General features: G+C 73.6%; 16 protein-coding genes and 1 other RNA gene. 12 read left to right on the top strand and 5 right to left on the bottom strand.

What is annotated here, in order from left to right:
• Nucleotides 1-116 precede the first annotated feature (116 nt).
• Nucleotides 117-620 carry a GIY-YIG nuclease family protein gene (locus M3677_RS16215; RefSeq protein WP_209683381.1) on the bottom strand — a complete coding sequence of 168 codons (504 nt, stop codon included), beginning with the start codon at nucleotides 618-620 and terminating at the stop codon, nucleotides 117-119.
• A gap of 146 nt (nucleotides 621-766) precedes the next feature.
• On the bottom strand, nucleotides 767-1,663 hold the full coding sequence (locus M3677_RS16210) for a siderophore-interacting protein (RefSeq protein WP_251161053.1): 897 nt from the start codon (nucleotides 1,661-1,663) through the stop codon (nucleotides 767-769).
• A gap of 57 nt (nucleotides 1,664-1,720) precedes the next feature.
• Between M3677_RS16210 and M3677_RS16205 the strand changes: the two genes are divergently transcribed.
• From M3677_RS16205 to M3677_RS16160, 10 genes are all read left to right on the top strand, one after another.
• Nucleotides 1,721-2,398 carry a heme oxygenase (biliverdin-producing) gene (locus M3677_RS16205; RefSeq protein ID WP_066654006.1) on the top strand — a complete coding sequence of 226 codons (678 nt, stop codon included), beginning with the start codon at nucleotides 1,721-1,723 and terminating at the stop codon, nucleotides 2,396-2,398.
• A gap of 221 nt (nucleotides 2,399-2,619) precedes the next feature.
• Nucleotides 2,620-5,271, top strand: a complete 2,652-nt coding sequence (locus M3677_RS16200) for a phosphoenolpyruvate carboxylase (RefSeq protein ID WP_209682897.1) — start codon at nucleotides 2,620-2,622, stop codon at nucleotides 5,269-5,271.
• A gap of 128 nt (nucleotides 5,272-5,399) precedes the next feature.
• Complete coding sequence (locus M3677_RS16195) at nucleotides 5,400-6,614, top strand: multidrug effflux MFS transporter (RefSeq protein WP_251154982.1); 1,215 nt, start codon at nucleotides 5,400-5,402, stop codon at nucleotides 6,612-6,614.
• A gap of 57 nt (nucleotides 6,615-6,671) precedes the next feature.
• A complete protein-coding gene (locus M3677_RS16190; protein WP_066654011.1) occupies nucleotides 6,672-7,010 on the top strand; it encodes an STAS domain-containing protein in 339 nt (112 codons plus the stop codon).
• Nucleotides 7,007-7,420, top strand: coding sequence for an ATP-binding protein (locus tag M3677_RS16185; protein WP_066654013.1), 414 nt, complete (start codon nucleotides 7,007-7,009; stop codon nucleotides 7,418-7,420). The genes M3677_RS16190 and M3677_RS16185 overlap by 4 nt, the downstream gene beginning before the upstream one ends.
• 142 nt (nucleotides 7,421-7,562) lie before the next feature.
• Nucleotides 7,563-8,528 carry an AraC family transcriptional regulator gene (locus M3677_RS16180; protein ID WP_209682893.1) on the top strand — a complete coding sequence of 322 codons (966 nt, stop codon included), beginning with the start codon at nucleotides 7,563-7,565 and terminating at the stop codon, nucleotides 8,526-8,528.
• Between the two features lie 58 nt (nucleotides 8,529-8,586).
• Nucleotides 8,587-9,171: an alpha/beta hydrolase gene (locus M3677_RS16175; protein WP_251154983.1), complete on the top strand. Its 585-nt coding sequence runs from the start codon at nucleotides 8,587-8,589 to the stop codon at nucleotides 9,169-9,171.
• A gap of 106 nt (nucleotides 9,172-9,277) precedes the next feature.
• Entirely contained in the window at nucleotides 9,278-10,408 is a 1,131-nt protein-coding gene (locus tag M3677_RS16170; protein WP_251161052.1) for a hypothetical protein, read from the top strand.
• A 39-nt stretch (nucleotides 10,409-10,447) separates the two neighbouring features.
• Nucleotides 10,448-11,353 (top strand): Nif3-like dinuclear metal center hexameric protein, encoded by a 906-nt coding sequence (locus M3677_RS16165; RefSeq protein WP_251161051.1) that lies wholly within the window; start codon nucleotides 10,448-10,450, stop codon nucleotides 11,351-11,353.
• Entirely contained in the window at nucleotides 11,350-12,084 is a 735-nt protein-coding gene (locus tag M3677_RS16160) for a zinc ribbon domain-containing protein (protein WP_066654022.1), read from the top strand. Before M3677_RS16165 ends, M3677_RS16160 begins: the two co-directional genes overlap by 4 nt.
• A 99-nt stretch (nucleotides 12,085-12,183) precedes the next feature.
• Here the strand turns inward: M3677_RS16160 and rnpB are convergent.
• The 3 genes from rnpB to map form a co-directional block, all read right to left on the bottom strand.
• Nucleotides 12,184-12,540, bottom strand: an RNA gene (rnpB, locus tag M3677_RS16155) — RNase P RNA component class A.
• Nucleotides 12,541-12,786: 246 nt separating this feature from the next.
• On the bottom strand, nucleotides 12,787-13,536 hold the full coding sequence (gene ppgK / locus M3677_RS16150; RefSeq protein WP_066654024.1) for a polyphosphate--glucose phosphotransferase: 750 nt from the start codon (nucleotides 13,534-13,536) through the stop codon (nucleotides 12,787-12,789).
• A gap of 28 nt (nucleotides 13,537-13,564) precedes the next feature.
• Nucleotides 13,565-14,428, bottom strand: coding sequence for a type I methionyl aminopeptidase (map, locus tag M3677_RS16145; RefSeq protein ID WP_066658125.1), 864 nt, complete (start codon nucleotides 14,426-14,428; stop codon nucleotides 13,565-13,567).
• 623 nt (nucleotides 14,429-15,051) lie between these two features.
• Here map and M3677_RS16140 point away from each other — a divergent pair.
• On the top strand, nucleotides 15,052-15,231 hold the full coding sequence (locus M3677_RS16140; protein ID WP_066654026.1) for an SPOR domain-containing protein: 180 nt from the start codon (nucleotides 15,052-15,054) through the stop codon (nucleotides 15,229-15,231).
• Nucleotides 15,232-15,267: 36 nt separating this feature from the next.
• On the top strand, nucleotides 15,268-16,605 hold the full coding sequence (gene glnA / locus M3677_RS16135; protein WP_066654028.1) for a type I glutamate--ammonia ligase: 1,338 nt from the start codon (nucleotides 15,268-15,270) through the stop codon (nucleotides 16,603-16,605).
• Nucleotides 16,606-16,612 lie beyond the last annotated feature (7 nt).

Here is a 16,612-nt window from a genome sequence, read left to right as displayed (position 1 = left end):
CCCGCGGTGGGGGGCGCCCCCGCCGCGCCGCACCTCCACGACCCGCGTCGCGCACGGCACACGTCCGCGCAGGGAACGGGAGCCGGTCCTTGCCGTGCAGGGACCGGCAGCCGGCCTCAGCCGCGCAGCGCCAGTGCCTCGCTCGTCCACCGGGCGTGCAGCGCCCACGGGTCGTCCACGCCCGCGGCGACCCGTGCGACGTGCTCGAGCAGTGCCGGCGTGGTCCGGAACCACTCCGTCCCCGGGAACCGGTCGTCCGCGAAGGCCGTGTGCCGTCGTCGCTCGACGGACCGGTCGCCGCGTTCGAACGCCAGGAGCTCCTGGTGCGGCACCGCTGCGAGCCGTCGCCGCGGGTTCGCGGTCGTGCCGATCTTCACCCGGTCGCCGAAGTCGTCGCGCTGCCGGAGGTAGTAGACGACGTCGACGCGCGGCGGTGGCAGTTCGCCGTCCGGCACGTCGCCCCACCGCCACTCGCACGTCCCGCACAGCACGGCGCTCGGCCAGCGCACGCCCACGCGCGACCCGCAGACCGGGCACGGGCCCGGCAGCGCGTCCTCCGTTCCGACGTGCTCCGCCGCGACCTCGGCGACCAGGGTCACGTGTCCGCCGCAGAGCGGCAGGACGGCGGCGAAGCCGTCCGCGGACGGCGCGTCGCAATCGGGGACGCAGCAGGCGGGGACGGCAGGAGGGGTGACCACCCGGCGGACGCTAGCGTGCGCCACCGACGCGCACCGGGCCTCCCGGCCGACGCACGGAGCGGGGTCGCTCAGTCCGCGAAGATCACGCCGACCGGCTCGCGCTTCTCCTCCTGGAACCGGTCCTCGGCCCGTCCGAGCGCCCAGTACGCGGACAGGGACATCTCCGCCTTCTCGAGGCCCCACTCGTCCTGCAGCACGCGGCGGAGCGCCTTCACCGCGGTCCGCTCGCCGTGCGCGAAGACCTGCACCGGTCGGGAGGCACGGGGCAGCGCCCGAGCGGCGGCCACCAGCAGCGTGCCCGGCTCGGCGCCGGTGGCGTCGCGGTGCAGCCACCGCAGGTCGACCCCGTCCGGGTGCTCGAGCGGCTGCTCGTCGGCTGCGCCGCCGACCTCGACGAGCGCGACGCCGCGGGCGTCGTCGGGCATCGCGGCGAGGGCCGCGCCGATCGCGGGCAGTGCGCTGTCGTCGCCGAGGAGCACGTGGGTGACGGTCGGGTCCGTCGACGGCGCGTACCCGCCGCCGGGCCCGGACAGGGCGAGCAGGTCACCGGGCTGGGCGGCGGCCGCCCACGGGCCGGCGAGACCCCGGTCGCCGTGCCCGTCCTCGGGCCGGTGGTCGTCGTGCCCGTGGCCGTCGTGCCCGTGGTCGTCGTGCAGCACGAAGTCGATCGCGATGGTCCCGGCGGCGTGGTCGACGGACCGGACCGTGTAGGTGCGGCGCGCGGGCCGCTCGTGCTTCGGCAGGGTCTCGCGCAGCGCCTCGAGGTCGTACGGCGGGGTCAGGCCGCTCGACGGCGGCGCGAGCAGGAGCTTGACGTACTTGTCGGTGGCGGCGAGGCGGTCCGGGTCGGCCCCGTCGACGAAGTCCCGGAAGGCCGGACCACCGAGGTGGACGCGCACCATGTGCGGGGACAGGTGCTCCGTGCGGTCGACGACGAAGACGTGCTGGGTGCGCTTGGGACTCATCCTGGGATTCCTCTTCCGGTGCTCGACCTTGCCAGCTACTGAGGTTAGCCTCACCTCATGAGTCCGACCGTGACGCCGTTCTCCGAGCTCCTGCGCCGGCGCTCCCGCACCGCTGCGGACCCGGCCGTGTGGACCGGCGGTGCCCACGACCTGCTCGCGGGGGAGTGCGACGTCGCCGACTACGCCGACCTGCTCGGCCAGTACGCCGTCGTGTACGACGCCCTGGAGCGTGCCGCCGAGCGGATGGCGGACCACCCGGTCGCCGCACCGTTCGTCACGACGCAGCTCACCCGGATGCCCGCGATCCGCGCCGACCTCGAGTACCTCGTCGGTCCGGACTGGTCCGAGCTCTGCTGTCCGACCGCGGCGACCACCGCGTACGTCCGTCGCCTGTGCGCCGTCGCGGCGACCTCGCCCGGGGCGTTCGTCGCGCACCACTACACGCGGTACCTCGGGGACCTGACGGGCGGCCCCACGCTGGCCCGGATGCTCGAGGACCGGTTCGGGTTCGACACGAACGGCGTGCTCTTCACGATCTTCGACCAGGTGGCCGACCCCGCCGCCTTCGAGGACACCTACCGGGCCCAGCTCGACGCGGCTCCGTGGTCGGACGCCGAGCGCGAGGCCGTGCTCGCCGAGGTGGAGCTGGCCGCAGGCCTCGACCGGGCGCTGGTGGCCTCGGTGCGTCGCCCGACGGCGGGCGACGGCCGGACCGTGCCGCTGCTCCCCGCCTGACCGTGCCGGTGCTCCCCGCCTGATCGGGCTCCGGGCACGACGGGGCAGATCGACCGCCGGCGCGTCCACCGCCGCGTCCACCGCCGCGTCCGTCGGCGCGCTGGCGGGCCGTGCCCTGGGCGGTCCGCGGTCCGTCCGGACGGTCGTCGTCACGTGCCCGCGTCCGCCGGTACAGTGCTGGGGACCCGGGACGCGGTCCCGGCGCAACGTGAGAGGAACCCATGACGGCGATCGACGGATCGACGCGCCACGGGCGCGCACGGGACGACGTCAGCGGCGCGGTCGACAGCGACCTGCGCGCGGACGTCCGGTACCTCGGCAACCTGCTCGGGCGGGTGCTGCGGGAGACCGGGGGTGACGAGCTGCTGCACGACGTCGAGAGCCTGCGCGCCGCCGTCATCGACGCCTACGAGGGCTCCGACGCCGAGGGCGCCGCCCGTGCCGAGGCGATCGTGGCCGGCATGTCCGCCGAGCGGGCCGAGGCCGTCGCCCAGGCGTTCACGACGTACTTCCACCTGACGAACCTGGCCGAGGAGCACCACCGCGTGCGCGTCCTCCGTGCCCGGGGCGACGACGGCGGCCTGCCCGGCGACTCGTTCCCCGCGACGTACGCCTCGCTCGTCGAGCAGGTCGGTGCCGACGAGGCCGCCGCGCGCCTGGCCGACCTGCGGTTCCACCCGGTGCTCACCGCCCACCCGACCGAGGCCCGCCGTCGCGCGGTCACCACGGCCGTCCGGCGCATCACCGACCTCATCGACGAGCGCGACCGCTCCCGCAACGCCACCGCCCGCGCCGAGAACGAGCGGCGGCTGCTCGAGGAGATCACCACGCTCCTGCGCACCTCACCGTTGCGCACGACCCGGCCGACCCCGCTCGACGAGGTCCGCACGGCGATGAGCGTGTTCGACCAGACCCTGTTCGAGATCGTGCCGCAGGTCTACCGCCTGCTCGACGACCGGCTGCTCGGCGACGACGCCGGTCGGGTCCCGGTGACCGCACCGGCCTTCGTGCGCTTCGGCACCTGGATCGGCGGCGACCGCGACGGCAACCCGCACGTCACCGCCGGCGTCACGAAGCAGGCCGCCGACATCGCCGCCGAGCACATCCTGCTCGGCCTCTCCCGCGCGGCCACCCGCATCGGTTCGGCACTGACGCTCGACGCCGCCGAGACCCCCGCGGACGCCGGACTGCAGGCCCTCGTCGCAGCGCAGGAGCAGCTCGACCCGGGCATCGCCGAGCGGATCGGCGTCCGTGCCCCGAACGAGACGCACCGTCGCGCACTGCTCTTCGTCGCCGCCCGCATCCGCGCGACGCGCCGCGGCCAGGAGGGCCTGGCGTACGGCGACCCCGAGGAACTGCTCGCCGACCTCCGGGTGATCCAGGCGTCGCTCGTCGCCGCCGGTGCCGTCCGGACCGCGAACGGCGACCTGCAGAACCTCGTCTGGCAGGTCGAGACCTTCGGGTTCCACCTCGCCGAGCTCGAGGTCCGTCAGCACTCGCAGGTGCACCGGAACGCGCTGGCGGAGATCCGGGCCGGCGGCGAGCTGAGCGAGACCACGGAGGAGGTCCTCGCGGTGTTCCGCACCGTCGCGGACCTGCAGCAGCGCTACGGCGTCCGTGCCGCGCACCGCTACATCGTCTCCTTCACGCAGTCGGCCGCCGACCTGGCGAACGTGCACGAGCTCGCCCGTGCCGCCTGCGGTGACGCGGCCCCGGTGCTCGACGTCATCCCGTTGTTCGAGACCTTCGCCGACCTGCACGCGAGCGTCGACATCCTCGATGAGGCCGTGCGCACCGAGCCCTTCCAGCGGCGGCTCGCGGCGACCGGGCGTCGGCTCGAGGTCATGCTCGGCTACTCCGACTCGTCGAAGGACGTCGGCCCGGTCTCGGCGAACCTGGCGCTCTACGACGCTCAAGCACGGATCGCCGACTGGGCGCGCGAGCAGGACGTCGAGCTGACGCTGTTCCACGGCCGCGGCGGATCGCTCGGCCGCGGTGGTGGCCCGGCGAACGAGGCGGTCCTCGCACAGCCGCCGGGGTCGATCGACGGGCGGCTCAAGCTCACCGAGCAGGGCGAGGTCATCTTCGCCCAGTACGGCGACCAGGACATCGCGGCACGGCACCTCGAGCAGATGGCCTCGGCGACGCTGTTCGCGTCGTCGCCGTCGAACGAGGAGCGCACGGCCGTCGCGGCGACCCGCTTCGCCGACCTCGCGCAGCAGCTCGACGACGTCTCGCGCCGCGCGTTCTACGACCTGGTCAAGGCGGACGGCTTCGCGCCGTGGTTCGCCCGCGTCACCCCGATGGAGGAGATCGGACTCCTGCCGCTCGGCTCCCGCCCGGCCCGACGCGGCCTGAGCGTGGAGTCGCTCGAGGACCTCCGAGCGATCCCGTGGGTGTTCTCGTGGACGCAGGCACGCATCAACCTCGCCGGGTGGTACGGCCTCGGCTCCGCGCTCGAGGCCGTCGGCGACGTCGATGCCCTGCGCGCCGCGTACGCGGAGTGGCCGCTGTTCGGCGCGATGATCAAGAACGTCGAGATGTCGCTCGCGAAGACCGACGAGCAGATCGCCCGCCGCTACCTCGAGCTCGCCGACCGCGACGACCTGGCCGCCAAGGTGCTCGACGAGATGCTCCGCACCCGCGACTGGGTGCTGCGGGTCTCCGGCGGGAGCGACGTGCTCGAGGACCGTCCGGTGCTCGCGCGTGCCGTGCGGCTGCGCAGCCCGTACGTCGACGCGCTGTCGCACCTGCAGCTGCGCGCCCTGCGGGCGATCCGGACCTCCGGCAGCACCGACCCGACGGACGGCGACCACCGCCTGCTCCTGCTCACCGTCAACGGGGTCGCGGCCGGTCTGCAGAACACGGGCTGATCCGCCCACGACCGCGTCACGGACGGGAGGCGCGGTGCCGGCGGGCACCGCGCCTCCCGTCCGTCACGGGTCAGCGTGGTGCCCGACGGCCGTCGCGGATCGGTCCGCGCAGGCGTAGCGTGGCGTCGGTGACGACGGAGCGCGCGGGGACCGGACCGACGACCGCGACGACCCGGCTGCCGCCGATCGTCCCACTGGCACTGATCGTCGGCGTCTCGCCCTTCGCCACCGACATGTACATCCCGGCGCTCCCGACGATCGCCCGCGACCTCGACACCACGCCCGGGGTCGTGCAGCTGTCGCTCACGGCCTTCCTCGTCGCGTTCGCGGTCGGCCAGCTCCTCGCCGGGCCCGTGAGCGACGGCACCGGACGGCGACCGCTGCTCCTCGTCGGGACCGTCGGCTTCGCGCTGGCGTCCGTCGGCTGTGCGCTCGCACCGGACGCGGGCACCCTGGTGGCCGCCCGCGTGCTGCAGGGACTCGCCGGTGCGGCCGGAGCCGTCGCCGGTCGTGCGATGGTCTCCGACACGGCCTCGGGGCCACGGGCGGCGACGGTGTTCGGCACCCTGGCCGCGATCAACGCCGTCGGGCCGGTCGTCGCACCGCTGGCCGGCGGCGCCGTGCTCACCGTCGGGTCCTGGCGCCTGATGTTCGTCGTCCTCGCCGTGCTCGGGGTGGCGTTCGCCGTCACGGTCGTCCTGCGCTTCGGTGAGACCCTCCCGCCGGCCGCCCGGGGCGGGACCGGCTTCCGGGCGAACGGGCGTCGCATCCGGGACCTGCTCGCGATCGGGCGCTTCCGGGCCTACGTCCTGACCGGGGTGCTCTCGACTATCGGCTTCTTCGCCTACATCGCGACGAGCTCGTTCGTGTTCCAGCAGCAGTACGGCTTCTCGGAGCAGCGTTACACGCTCGTGTTCGCGACGAACGCCTCGGTGATGGTCGTCACGACGCTCGTGTTCCGCCGCGTCGTCGGCCGGTTCTCCGAGGACTCCCTGCTGACCGCGGGGCTCGCCACGGGGACCCTCGGCAGCGCGGTCGTCCTGGTCGCCGCCCTCGCCGGAGCGGGACCCGTGCCGGTCTGGTGCGGGCTCGCGGTGGTCACCGGGGCCTGGGGGTTCGTGCTGCCCGCGGCCATGACCCGGACGCAGCACGTCGGCGCTGCCCACCCGGGGACCGCGGCCGCACTGCAGGGCGGTCTCACCTTCGGACTCGGCGGGCTCGGGACGCCGCTCGCGGGTGCGCTCGGCGGGACCGCGACCGCGATGGGCGCCGTGATGGCGACGCTCATGGCGGCCGCCGTCGTCGTCCAGGTCCTCGCGACGCGGCGAGGCCGTACCGCCTGACGGCTCACACCCGGTAGGTTGCAGGGTGCACCCGCACCGAACCGAGGAGGCCCCTGCATGGACATCGTCGTACACGAGGCGACAGACGACACCGCCGTGCTGGAGTGCAGCGGACGACTCAACATGGTGAGCGCGGGAGCCTTCCGCGAGACCGTGGCGAAGGTCGTCGAGGGCGGACGCTCGCGTCTCGTCGTCGAGCTCTCCGGCGTCGAGTTCATGGACTCGTCCGGACTGGGCGCCCTGGTCGGCTGCCTGAAGACCGCGCGCCAGGCCGGGGGAGACCTGCGGCTCGCCGCCCCCTCCGAGCAGGTGCAGATGGTGCTCAAGCTCTCCAACATCGACAAGATCCTGCGGACGTACCCGGACGGGGACGCCGCGGTGACGAACTGGGCATGACCGTGGCCACCGGCGAGCACGTCCTCGACCTCGCCTGCCCGCCCGACGACGTCACGGCGGTGCACACGTTCCTGTCCTCGGTGTGGGCACACGAGCCCGAGCTGTCCCTCGAGGACCGCATGGCGCTCGAACTCGCCCTCGTCGAGCTCGCCTCGAACGTCATCGAGCACGGAGCCGGCGGTCGTCCGGTGTCCTGCTCGCTCCGGATGGACGTCGGCCCGGACGAGGTCACGGTGTCGCTGTCCGACGACGGTGTGCCGGTCCTGGTCGACCCGTCGGCGGCGCACCTGCCGGACGCGCTGGCCGAGGGCGGCCGCGGGCTCGCGCTCGTGCAGATGGTCGTCGACGACCTGCGCTACGAGCGGGTCGACGACCGGAACCGATGGGTCGTCCGGCGCGGCCGCCGCTGACCGGCCGCCGCTGACCGGTCGCCGCTGACCGGTCTCCGCGTCCGGCCCGCGCATCATCCGTTTCCCGCACGGGAGGAGCCGGTCCGCGCACCCCGGGACGGTGCGCATGCGGGACCGGCGATGTCGTGTCACGCTCGGTCCGGTGACGACCGAGACGCGCGCTGACACCCGGATGCGCTACGAAGCCGTGGGGACCGACCTCGGCGCGGCGCTCCAGCTCTTCTCGGACGCGTACGACGGCGCGCACTTCGCTGCGCGCCACACCGCGCGGTCGTTCGGGTACCGCTTCAAGGCGGTCGGTGACGCGTCGATGTCGTTCCGGTCGACCCACTTCGACGCGCACGCGACGGGTGAGGCGTCCTCCGGCGACGACTACGCCGTCATGTGGGCGACCGACGGCGGAGGCACGGTCGACGTCGGTCGGGACGAGGCGTCCTTCGCTCCCGGGCACGCGCTCGTGTTCCCGGCAGGTCGGCCCTTCGTCTTCGAGGTCGAGGACGTCCGGCAGAACCTCGTGCACTTCGACCGGAGGTTCCTCGAGGGCATCGCGGCGGAGGAGCACGGCGGGCAGGCGGGCGCGATCGTCTTCGACCACACCGCGAGACCGCACGCCGAGGACCTGCGGGTGTGGAACGCACAGGTCCGACGGGCCGCGCAGGTCGTCCTCGGCCCCGCGGCTCCCTCACCGCTCGTCATGGCCGAGACCGCACGCGAGACCGCACTCGCGATGCTGCGGACCTTCCCGCACGAGCAGATCGCGCCCGAGGTCCCGATGCCGCAGGGTGCGACGAGCCGGGTCCGCGAAGCGGTCGAGTACATGCACGCCTACGCGCACACCCCGATCACGACCACCGACGTGGCCGAACACGTCGGACTCAGCGTCCGCGGGCTGCAGCAGGCGTTCCAGCGGCAGGTCGGGACCGCCCCGAACGCCATGCTCCGTGGCATCCGGATGGACCGCGTGCGCGAGGAGCTCCACCGGGGCACCCCGGGGGAGCTCACGGTCGCCGCGGTCGCGGTCCGGTGGGGCTTCGCGCACCTCGGTCGGTTCTCGGCTGCCTACTCGGCGCGGTTCGGCGAGTACCCGCGCGACACCCTGCACAGCTGACGGCCGTCGCCGCCAGGGCTGCCCGCTCCGCTGCCCGGATGCCCGCTACGCTGCCCGGATGGAGGAGCAGCTGCGCCCGGCGGACCGGCACCCCTGGGTCGTCGTCCCGGGCATCTGGGGGTCTGACCCCGAGCACTGGCAGTCCCGCTGGCAGGACGAGCGCGCCGACGGTGCGGTACGCATCGCACCGAGGTCCTGGTCGGACCCGGAGCCCGGCGACTGGAGCCGGGCGATCACCGAGGCCGTCGACGCCTGCTCCCGGCCGCCGGTGCTCGTCGCGCACAGCCTGGGCGTCCTGGCGGTGGCCGACTGGTTGGCAGAGCACGTCGTCGACGGCGCTCACGAGCGGGTCGTCGGCGCGTTCCTGGTGGCACCCCCGGACCCCGGGGCGCCGGTGTTCCCCGCCGAGGCTGCCGGCTTCCGCGCTCCGCGCCGACCCGTCGCGGTACCGACCGTGCTCGTGGTCAGCGACGACGACCCGTACTGCTCCGTCGACCGAGCCGTCGCGTTCGCCGGCACGCTCGGGTCCCGGGTGGTCCGGGTGGGGGACCGGCAGCACGTGAACGTCGCGAGCGGTGTCGGTGCCTGGGACGAGGGTCGGCGCCTGCTCGACGACTTCGCGGAGTCGCTCCCGAGGCCCTGACACGCCGCTCATCTCCGACCCGGTACGTCACGTCCGAGAGTGCGGGATGCGCGACACACCGCGGATCTCCCCGCATCCGGCGCGCGTGATATCTATCCTGCGTCACATGGAGACCCAGCCCGGTGCGCGCACCCCCCTCGTCGACCCGTTCGGTCGCGAGCTCGAGGAGTGGCTCCGAGACGTCCCGGCCACCCGTACGCCGTACCTGGCGGACCTCGTGGTGCCGCCGGTCACGGGTCCGGTGCAGCGCCCGGTGACCACGGACGCCGTCGCCGAGCCTGCCGTGCCCGTCGGCCCTGGTGCGGCTGCTGCCGAGCCCGAGCCCGGGTCGGCGTCGGACGCACCCGCACCCGCGCTCGTACCCGCCGCTGCCGCGCCCGCCGCCGAGCACTCGGAGCCCACCGCCTTCCGTCGTCGTGACCGTGCACGACACGTGGCGGCCTGCGCCCCGTCGTTCCCCGAGCCGCCCGCCCGGATCGCCCTGCGCATCGAGGACCTGGCGGTCGAGGTCTCCGCCACGAGCGGCCGCACCACGATCGACCGCATCGTGCTGCTCGAGGACGAGGTCCGCCGCCGCGACGAGGACCTCGCGCGCCTCGCCGCCTGGGAGGCCACCGTCGCCCACCTCGACGACGCCGAGGTCGACGCCGCGCGCGCGTTCGCCCGCGCCGTCTTCGCGGACCTGCTCGCCGACGCAGCGGACGAGGTCGCGCGCCGTGATCGTGCCGCCGCCCGACGCGCCGCCACCGCACCGGTGCCGACGCCGGTGCGTGCAGCAGCCGCCCCGCGCGCCGCCGCACCCCGGACCGACGTCGCGACCCCGACGCGTCCCGTCCAGCGGGCCACGACCGCACCGACCACGACCGGGGTCCTCGCGACCACGGGCTCGGGTGCCGTCGACGCTGCGGCGACCACCCCGGGCCGCGAGCTGCCGGTCCGGCCGGTGCTGGGCCTCCCGGTCGGCTCGCCCCTGTCGGCCGCGACCCGGCCCGCTCCGCTCGTCCAGCCGGCCACCGGGCCCACCGTCATCGACCGGGCTGCCTTCGCGGCCGCGCTGACCGCGCACACCGGTGCGACGGCGAGCACGCCGGTCGTGCTGCCCGAGGCGGTGGCCCTGCCCGCGAGCGAGACCCCAGCGAGCCACGACGACGAGCACGCGCCGACGACGGACAGCACCGGACCCGGCTGGTGGGCGCGCCTCGTGGCACGTCTGCGGTCCCTGTTCGGTCGCCGCTGAGCGACCCGGACCCCGCCTGCGGCTCGGTAGACTGACGGGATGCCGACGCTCCGCGAACTCCAGGCCGTGATCGAGGACCTGTGGCCCTCCGCCGGCGCCGAGTCCTGGGATGCCGTGGGGCTCGTCTCCGGGCACCCGGACCAGCCGGTCGAGCACGTCCACCTCGCCGTCGACGCCGTGCCGGCCACGGCAGACGAGGCGGTCGCCGTGGGTGCCGACCTGCTCCTCACCCACCACCCGCTCCTGCTCCGCGGCGTCACCACGATCGACGAGACGACCGCCAAGGGACGGGTCCTCGCGACGCTCGTGCGGGGCGGGACCGCCCTGCTGGCCGCGCACACGAACGCCGACGTCGTGACGACCGGTACCTCGGCCGTGCTCGCGGACCGACTGGGCCTCTCCGAGCAGCGGCCGCTCGAGCCGGGCGCCGATCCCGGCGCAGGCATCGGTCGTGTCGGGGTCCTGCCGCACGGGACCACCCTGGGCGCGCTCGCCCGGCAGCTCGTCGACCTCCTGCCGCCGACGGCCACCGGGGTCCGGGTCTCGGGCGACTTCGACCGGCCCGTCCGCACGGTCGCGCTGTGCGCCGGGGCCGGCGACGCCTACCTCGGCAACGCCGCGGTCCGCACCGCCGACGTCTACGTCACGAGCGACCTCCGGCACCACCCCGCCTCGGAGTTCCGCGAGCAGGCCCTGCTCGTCGACGGCCCGGCGCTGGTGGACACCTCGCACTGGGCGACCGAGTGGCTCTGGCTCGACGTCGCCGCCGAGCAGCTCAGACGACTCGCCGGCGTCCGCGTGACCGTCAGCGACCGGCGCACCGACCCCTGGGACTTCGCCGTCCTGCCCGCGGCCGAGCCGACAGCCGGACCGACCGCTGCGGACGGCTCCGGCTCGACCGGCACCGCCGCTCCCACCCCCGCCCCCGAAGGAGACCGACCGTGAAGGCAGCACCCGAGGACCAGGTCGTCCTCCTCGACCTCCAGCGCCTCGACAACGACGTGACCCGTCTGTCGCACCGCATCACCGCCCTGCAGAAGGGCGACCGGCTCACGGAGCTCGGCACGACCGCCGCCTCGTTGCGCGCCGAACTCGCCGCCGCGACCGGCCAGGTCGAGGACGCCGAACGGGAACGCACACGCCTCGAGTCGGACACCGCGACGGCGCAGGCCCGCATCGAGCGCGACACGACGATGCTGCAGAACGTCTCCAGCGCGAAGGACGCCGCCGGGCTCGAGAGCGAGATGGAGTCCCTCCGTCGCCGCATCGGCGACCTGGAGACCGCCGAGCTCGAGGTGATGGAGCAGCTCGACGTGCACCGCGCTCGCGTCGGGGACATCGAGGCGAAGCTCGCCGGGGTCGAGGCGGACCGTGCCACCCTGGTCGCGGAACGTGACTCCGAGATCGCCCGTGCCGAGGCCGACCGCGAGTCGGCGGTCCAGAGCCGTGCGGCCGTCGCCACGAAGGTGCCCGCGGACCTGCTGGCGCTGTACGACCGGCAGCGTGCTCGCTACGGCTTCGGTGCGTCGCTGCTGCAGGGCGGGGTCTCGACCGCCTCGGGCGTGACCCTCACGAACTCGGACCTGCAGGACATCCGTCGGGCGGCGCCCGACGACGTCGTGCTCTGCCCTGACAGCGACGCGATCCTGGTGCGCACGGCCGAGTCCGGCCTGTAGACGCGGGACCACCGGACGGGAGGCACGTGGCGACACCGCCACGAGCCTCCCGTCCGTCGTCGGTGGGGACGCGCGGGGCGCGCTCGTGGTGTCGTGTGTGCGAACGGGCCGGCCGTACGCCGGGTTCTGTCCCGCTCTCGCGGTGACGGCCATCTCTCTCGGACCGACGTTGCCGCCGGCCTCCAGCGGTCCACCCGAGGACTCAGCGAGCAGCCTCGTCGTCCTCTGTCTGACCTTGCTCCGGGCGAGGTTTACCGAGCGGATCCGGTCACCCGGACCCCTGGTGGTCTCTTACACCACCGTTTCACCCTTACCGACGTCGCCGCCGGCGGTCTGCTTTCTGTGGCACTGTCTCGCGGATTGCTCCGGGTGGGTGTTACCCACCGCCCTGCTCTGTGGAGCCCGGACGTTCCTCGGCACTCCCGGGGGAGTGACGCGACCGTCTCACCGACCCGTTCGCACCCCCGAGTCTACCGCTGCCGACCCCCGTCCCGCGCCCGCCTGCTGCCGACGGTTCCGGCGTCCGGCCTCCTCCTGTCCCGCCGTCGTTCGCCGAGCGGGCCAGATCTGTCACGCTCGACGCTGACACCCGACCGATCGCACCCGTTCGTCGGAGCACGCGCGGCATGTCCTGCCCGCTCGCCGGACAGCCGGAGCCGGCCGCCGGCGGACGGGCAGGAGCAGCGCTGTCGGCAGCGCCGCCTACTTGCTGCGCGCCGCCAGGGTCGCTGCCCCGATGATGCCGGCGTTGTTCCGGAGGGTCGCGGGGATGATGTCCGCCTGCAGGTCGAGCAGTGGCAGGAACTCCTCGTGGTGCTTCGACACACCGCCGCCGACCACGAAGAGCTCGGGGGAGAGCAGGGCCTCGAGCGTCGAGTAGTACTTCTGCAGGCGCTTCGCCCAGTGCTTCCAGGACAGCTCGTCCCGCTCCTTGGCCGCGAACGAGGCCTTCGTCTCGGCGTCGTGCCCGTCGATCTCCAGGTGGCCGAGCTCGGAGTTGACGATGAGCACGCCGTCGTTGATCAGCGCCGTGCCGATCCCGGTCCCCAGGGTCGTGACGACCACGAGCCCGTCCTTGCCCTTCGCCGCGCCGAACTGCTGCTCGGCGAACCCGGCGGCGTCGGCGTCGTTGACGAAGTGGATGGAACGACCGAGCTCCTTCTCGAAGAGCGCCTCGGCCTCGAAGCCGATCCACTTCTTCGACACGTTCGCAGCCGACATGGTCTTGCCGTCACGGACGATCGCGGGGAAGCAGACCCCGACGGGCACGTCGGCCGCCGGAGCGAGTTCGTCGAGGATCGACTTGGCGACCGCGACGATGTCGTGCGGCTTGCCGCCCTCGGGGGTGGCCTTCTTGATCCGGTCGGTCGTGAGCTCGCCGGTGGCGACGTCGACGATCGCGCCCTTGATGCCCGTACCGCCGATGTCGACGCCGACTGCGAGGGAGGTCATGAGAAGCGGTGCCTTTCGAGAGTGTCCGTCAGGAGACGGTGAGGAGTTCCGCGCCGCGCTCGGTGACGACGAGGGTGTGTTCGAACTGTGCGGTCCAGGACTTGTCGCGGGTGCTGACGGTCCAGTCGTCCGACCAGATGTCGGCCTCGATGCCGCCGAGGGTGAGCATGGGCTCGATGGTGAACACCATGCCCGGCTCCATGACGTCGTCGAAGCGCGGCGCGTCGTAGTGGGGGATGATCAGCCCGGAGTGGAAGGCCCGACCGACGCCGTGACCGGTGTAGTCACGGACGACGCCGTAGCCGAAGCGCTTCGCGTAGGCCTCGATCGCTCGTCCGATGACGTTGACCTGCCGTCCGGGGGCCACGGCCTTGATCCCGCGCTCGAGCGCGGTGCGGGTGCGATCGACCAGGTCCTGCACCTCCTGCGACGCCTGCCCGACGACGAACGTGCGGTTCGTGTCGCCGTGCATGCCGTCCTTGTAGGCGGTGATGTCGATGTTGACCAGGTCACCCTCCTGCAGCACGGTGTCGTCCGGGATGCCGTGGCAGATGACCTCGTTCAGGCTCGAGCAGAGCGACTTGGGGTACCCGCGGTAGCCGAGCGTGGAGGGGTAGGCCCCGTGGGACACGACGAACTCGTGGCCGATGCGGTCGAGCTCGTCGGTGGTGACCCCGGGGCGGATGGCGTCCCCGACGGCGTCGATGGCCTGCGAGGCGATGCGTCCCGCGGCCCGGATCAGCTCGACCTCGTCCGGCGTGTACGTGTCACCGAGTCCGTGCTCGTGGGGCTCGACGCGCCCGACGTACTCGGGACGCTCGATGTCCTTCGGCACGGGGCGCTGCGGGGAGATCCGGCCGGCGGTCAGGTGTCCGTGTTCGTCCCGGGGCATGCCGACCACTCTAACCGGGTGCGGCAGGCCGCCGTCCCGCCGCACGCCGGCGCCGAGACGCCGGCGGCCGCGCGAGAGGCCCCACACGTGCGCGAGGCGCGGCACGTGCGGGAGACGCCGGCGTCGGTGCGAGACGCCCCGCACGTGCGCGAGGCGCGGCACGTGCGCGAGACGCCGGCGTCGGTGCGAGACGCCCCGCCGATGCCGAGACGCCGCGAGATCCGGCGGCGTCTCGCGGTGCCGAGGGCGTCCGGTGGTGACGCCGGCGTCTCGCGGCGCCGCGCGGGGCACCGGCGACGCCCCGGCTCGAACCCGCCCTCAGGACCGCCCGCCCAGCGCCCCGCGCCCGCCGCGACGGCCTGGAGGCGCGGTGCCCGCCCGCCGGACCGGCACCGCGCCTCCAGGCCGGTCACCCCCACCGCCCGGCCGTTCCCCGCGACCGTTCCCGGTCCGCGACCCCGCGAGTCTCGAGCTGAGCGACCGATCGCGCGCCCCGGTGCGCGAAGACTGTCGCGCAGCCCGAGACTCGGCTGCGCACCCGCCGCGCGCCGCGCGCGAGCGCGGTCCGACCCCGCACCCGCCGCGCGCGGGCGGCGCCCGACCGCCGTGGGTACGGTGGCGCCATGAGCGACGAACGCATCGAGTCCCAGTGGTGGTTCAACGAGAAGACGCACGAGGTGGAGCAGGGCCCGCAGTCGCCGCAGCGCGACCGCATCGGCCCGTTCGACACCCGCGAGGACGCGCAACACGCCCTGGACCGCATCAAGGCGAACAACGAGCGCTGGGACGACGCGGACCAATAGGCTGGGAGCCCCAGCAGCACCACGGAAAGGGCGTCCATGGACAAGCAGACGGACTTCGTGCTCCGCACCATCGAGGAGCGGGGCATCAAGTTCATCCGACTCTGGTTCACCGACGTCATCGGCACGCTGAAGTCCGTCGCGATCGCCCCGGCCGAGGTCGAGGGGGCCTTCGCGGAGGGCATCGGGTTCGACGGCTCCGCGATCGAGGGCCTCACGCGCTCCTACGAGGCCGACGTCCTGGCGCACCCGGACCCCTCGACGTTCCAGATCCTGCCCTGGCGGGGCGAGGTCGACCCGACGGCGCGGATGTTCTGCGACATCACGACGCCCGACGGCCAGCCCGCCGTCGCCGACCCTCGCAACGTGCTGAAGCGGACGCTGGCGAAGGCGAGCGACCGTGGGTTCACCTTCTACACGCACCCCGAGATCGAGTTCTACCTGCTGAAGAGCCGCGACTGGGCGGACGGCGGCCCGCAGCCCGTCGACCAGGCCGGCTACTTCGACAACGTCCCCGGCGGCAGCGCCCACGACTTCCGCCGCCGCTCGGTGCGCATGCTCGAGGACCTCGGCATCTCGGTGGAGTTCTCCCACCACGAGGCGGGCCCCGGGCAGAACGAGATCGACCTCCGCTACGCCGACGCGCTGACGATGGCGGACAACATCATGACCTTCCGCACGGTGGTGAAGGAGGTCGCGATCGAGCAGGGCGTCTACGCGACCTTCATGCCGAAGCCGCTGTCGGGGCAGCCCGGCTCCGGCATGCACACGCACGTCTCGCTCTTCGAGGGCGACCAGAACGCCTTCTACGAGGCCGGCGGCGAGTACCAGCTGTCGCAGACCGCGAAGCACTTCATCGCCGGTGTGCTGCGGCACGCGCCGGAGATCACCGCCGTGACGAACCAGTTCGTCAACTCGTACAAGCGCCTGTGGGGCGGTGACGAGGCCCCGTCCTTCGTGACCTGGGGCCACAACAACCGTTCGGCCCTGGTCCGCGTGCCGCTGTACAAGCCGAACAAGGGCCAGTCCGCCCGCGTCGAGTACCGCGGCATCGACTCCGCCGCGAACCCGTACCTGGCGTACTCGCTGCTCCTCGCGGCGGGCCTCAAGGGCATCGACGAGGGCTACGAGCTCCCGCCGGAGGCCGAGGACAACGTCTGGAGCCTGTCCGACGCCGAGCGCAAGGCCCTCGGCTACAAGCAGCTCCCGGCCAGCCTCGACCACGCCCTCGGGCTGATGGAGGATTCCGAGCTCGTCGCCGAGACCCTGGGCGAGCAGGTCTTCAACTTCGTGCTGCTCAACAAGCGGCAGGAGTGGAAGGCCTACCGCGACCAGGTCACGCCGTTCGAGCTCCGCACGAACCTCGGCGCGCTCTAGCAGCCGC

The sequence above is a fragment of the Curtobacterium sp. P97 genome (assembly GCF_023712445.1).
Taxonomy (GTDB): domain Bacteria; phylum Actinomycetota; class Actinomycetes; order Actinomycetales; family Microbacteriaceae; genus Curtobacterium.
Note: the sequence above shows the minus strand (reverse complement) of the source record. Positions and strands in the feature narration are given on the sequence as shown.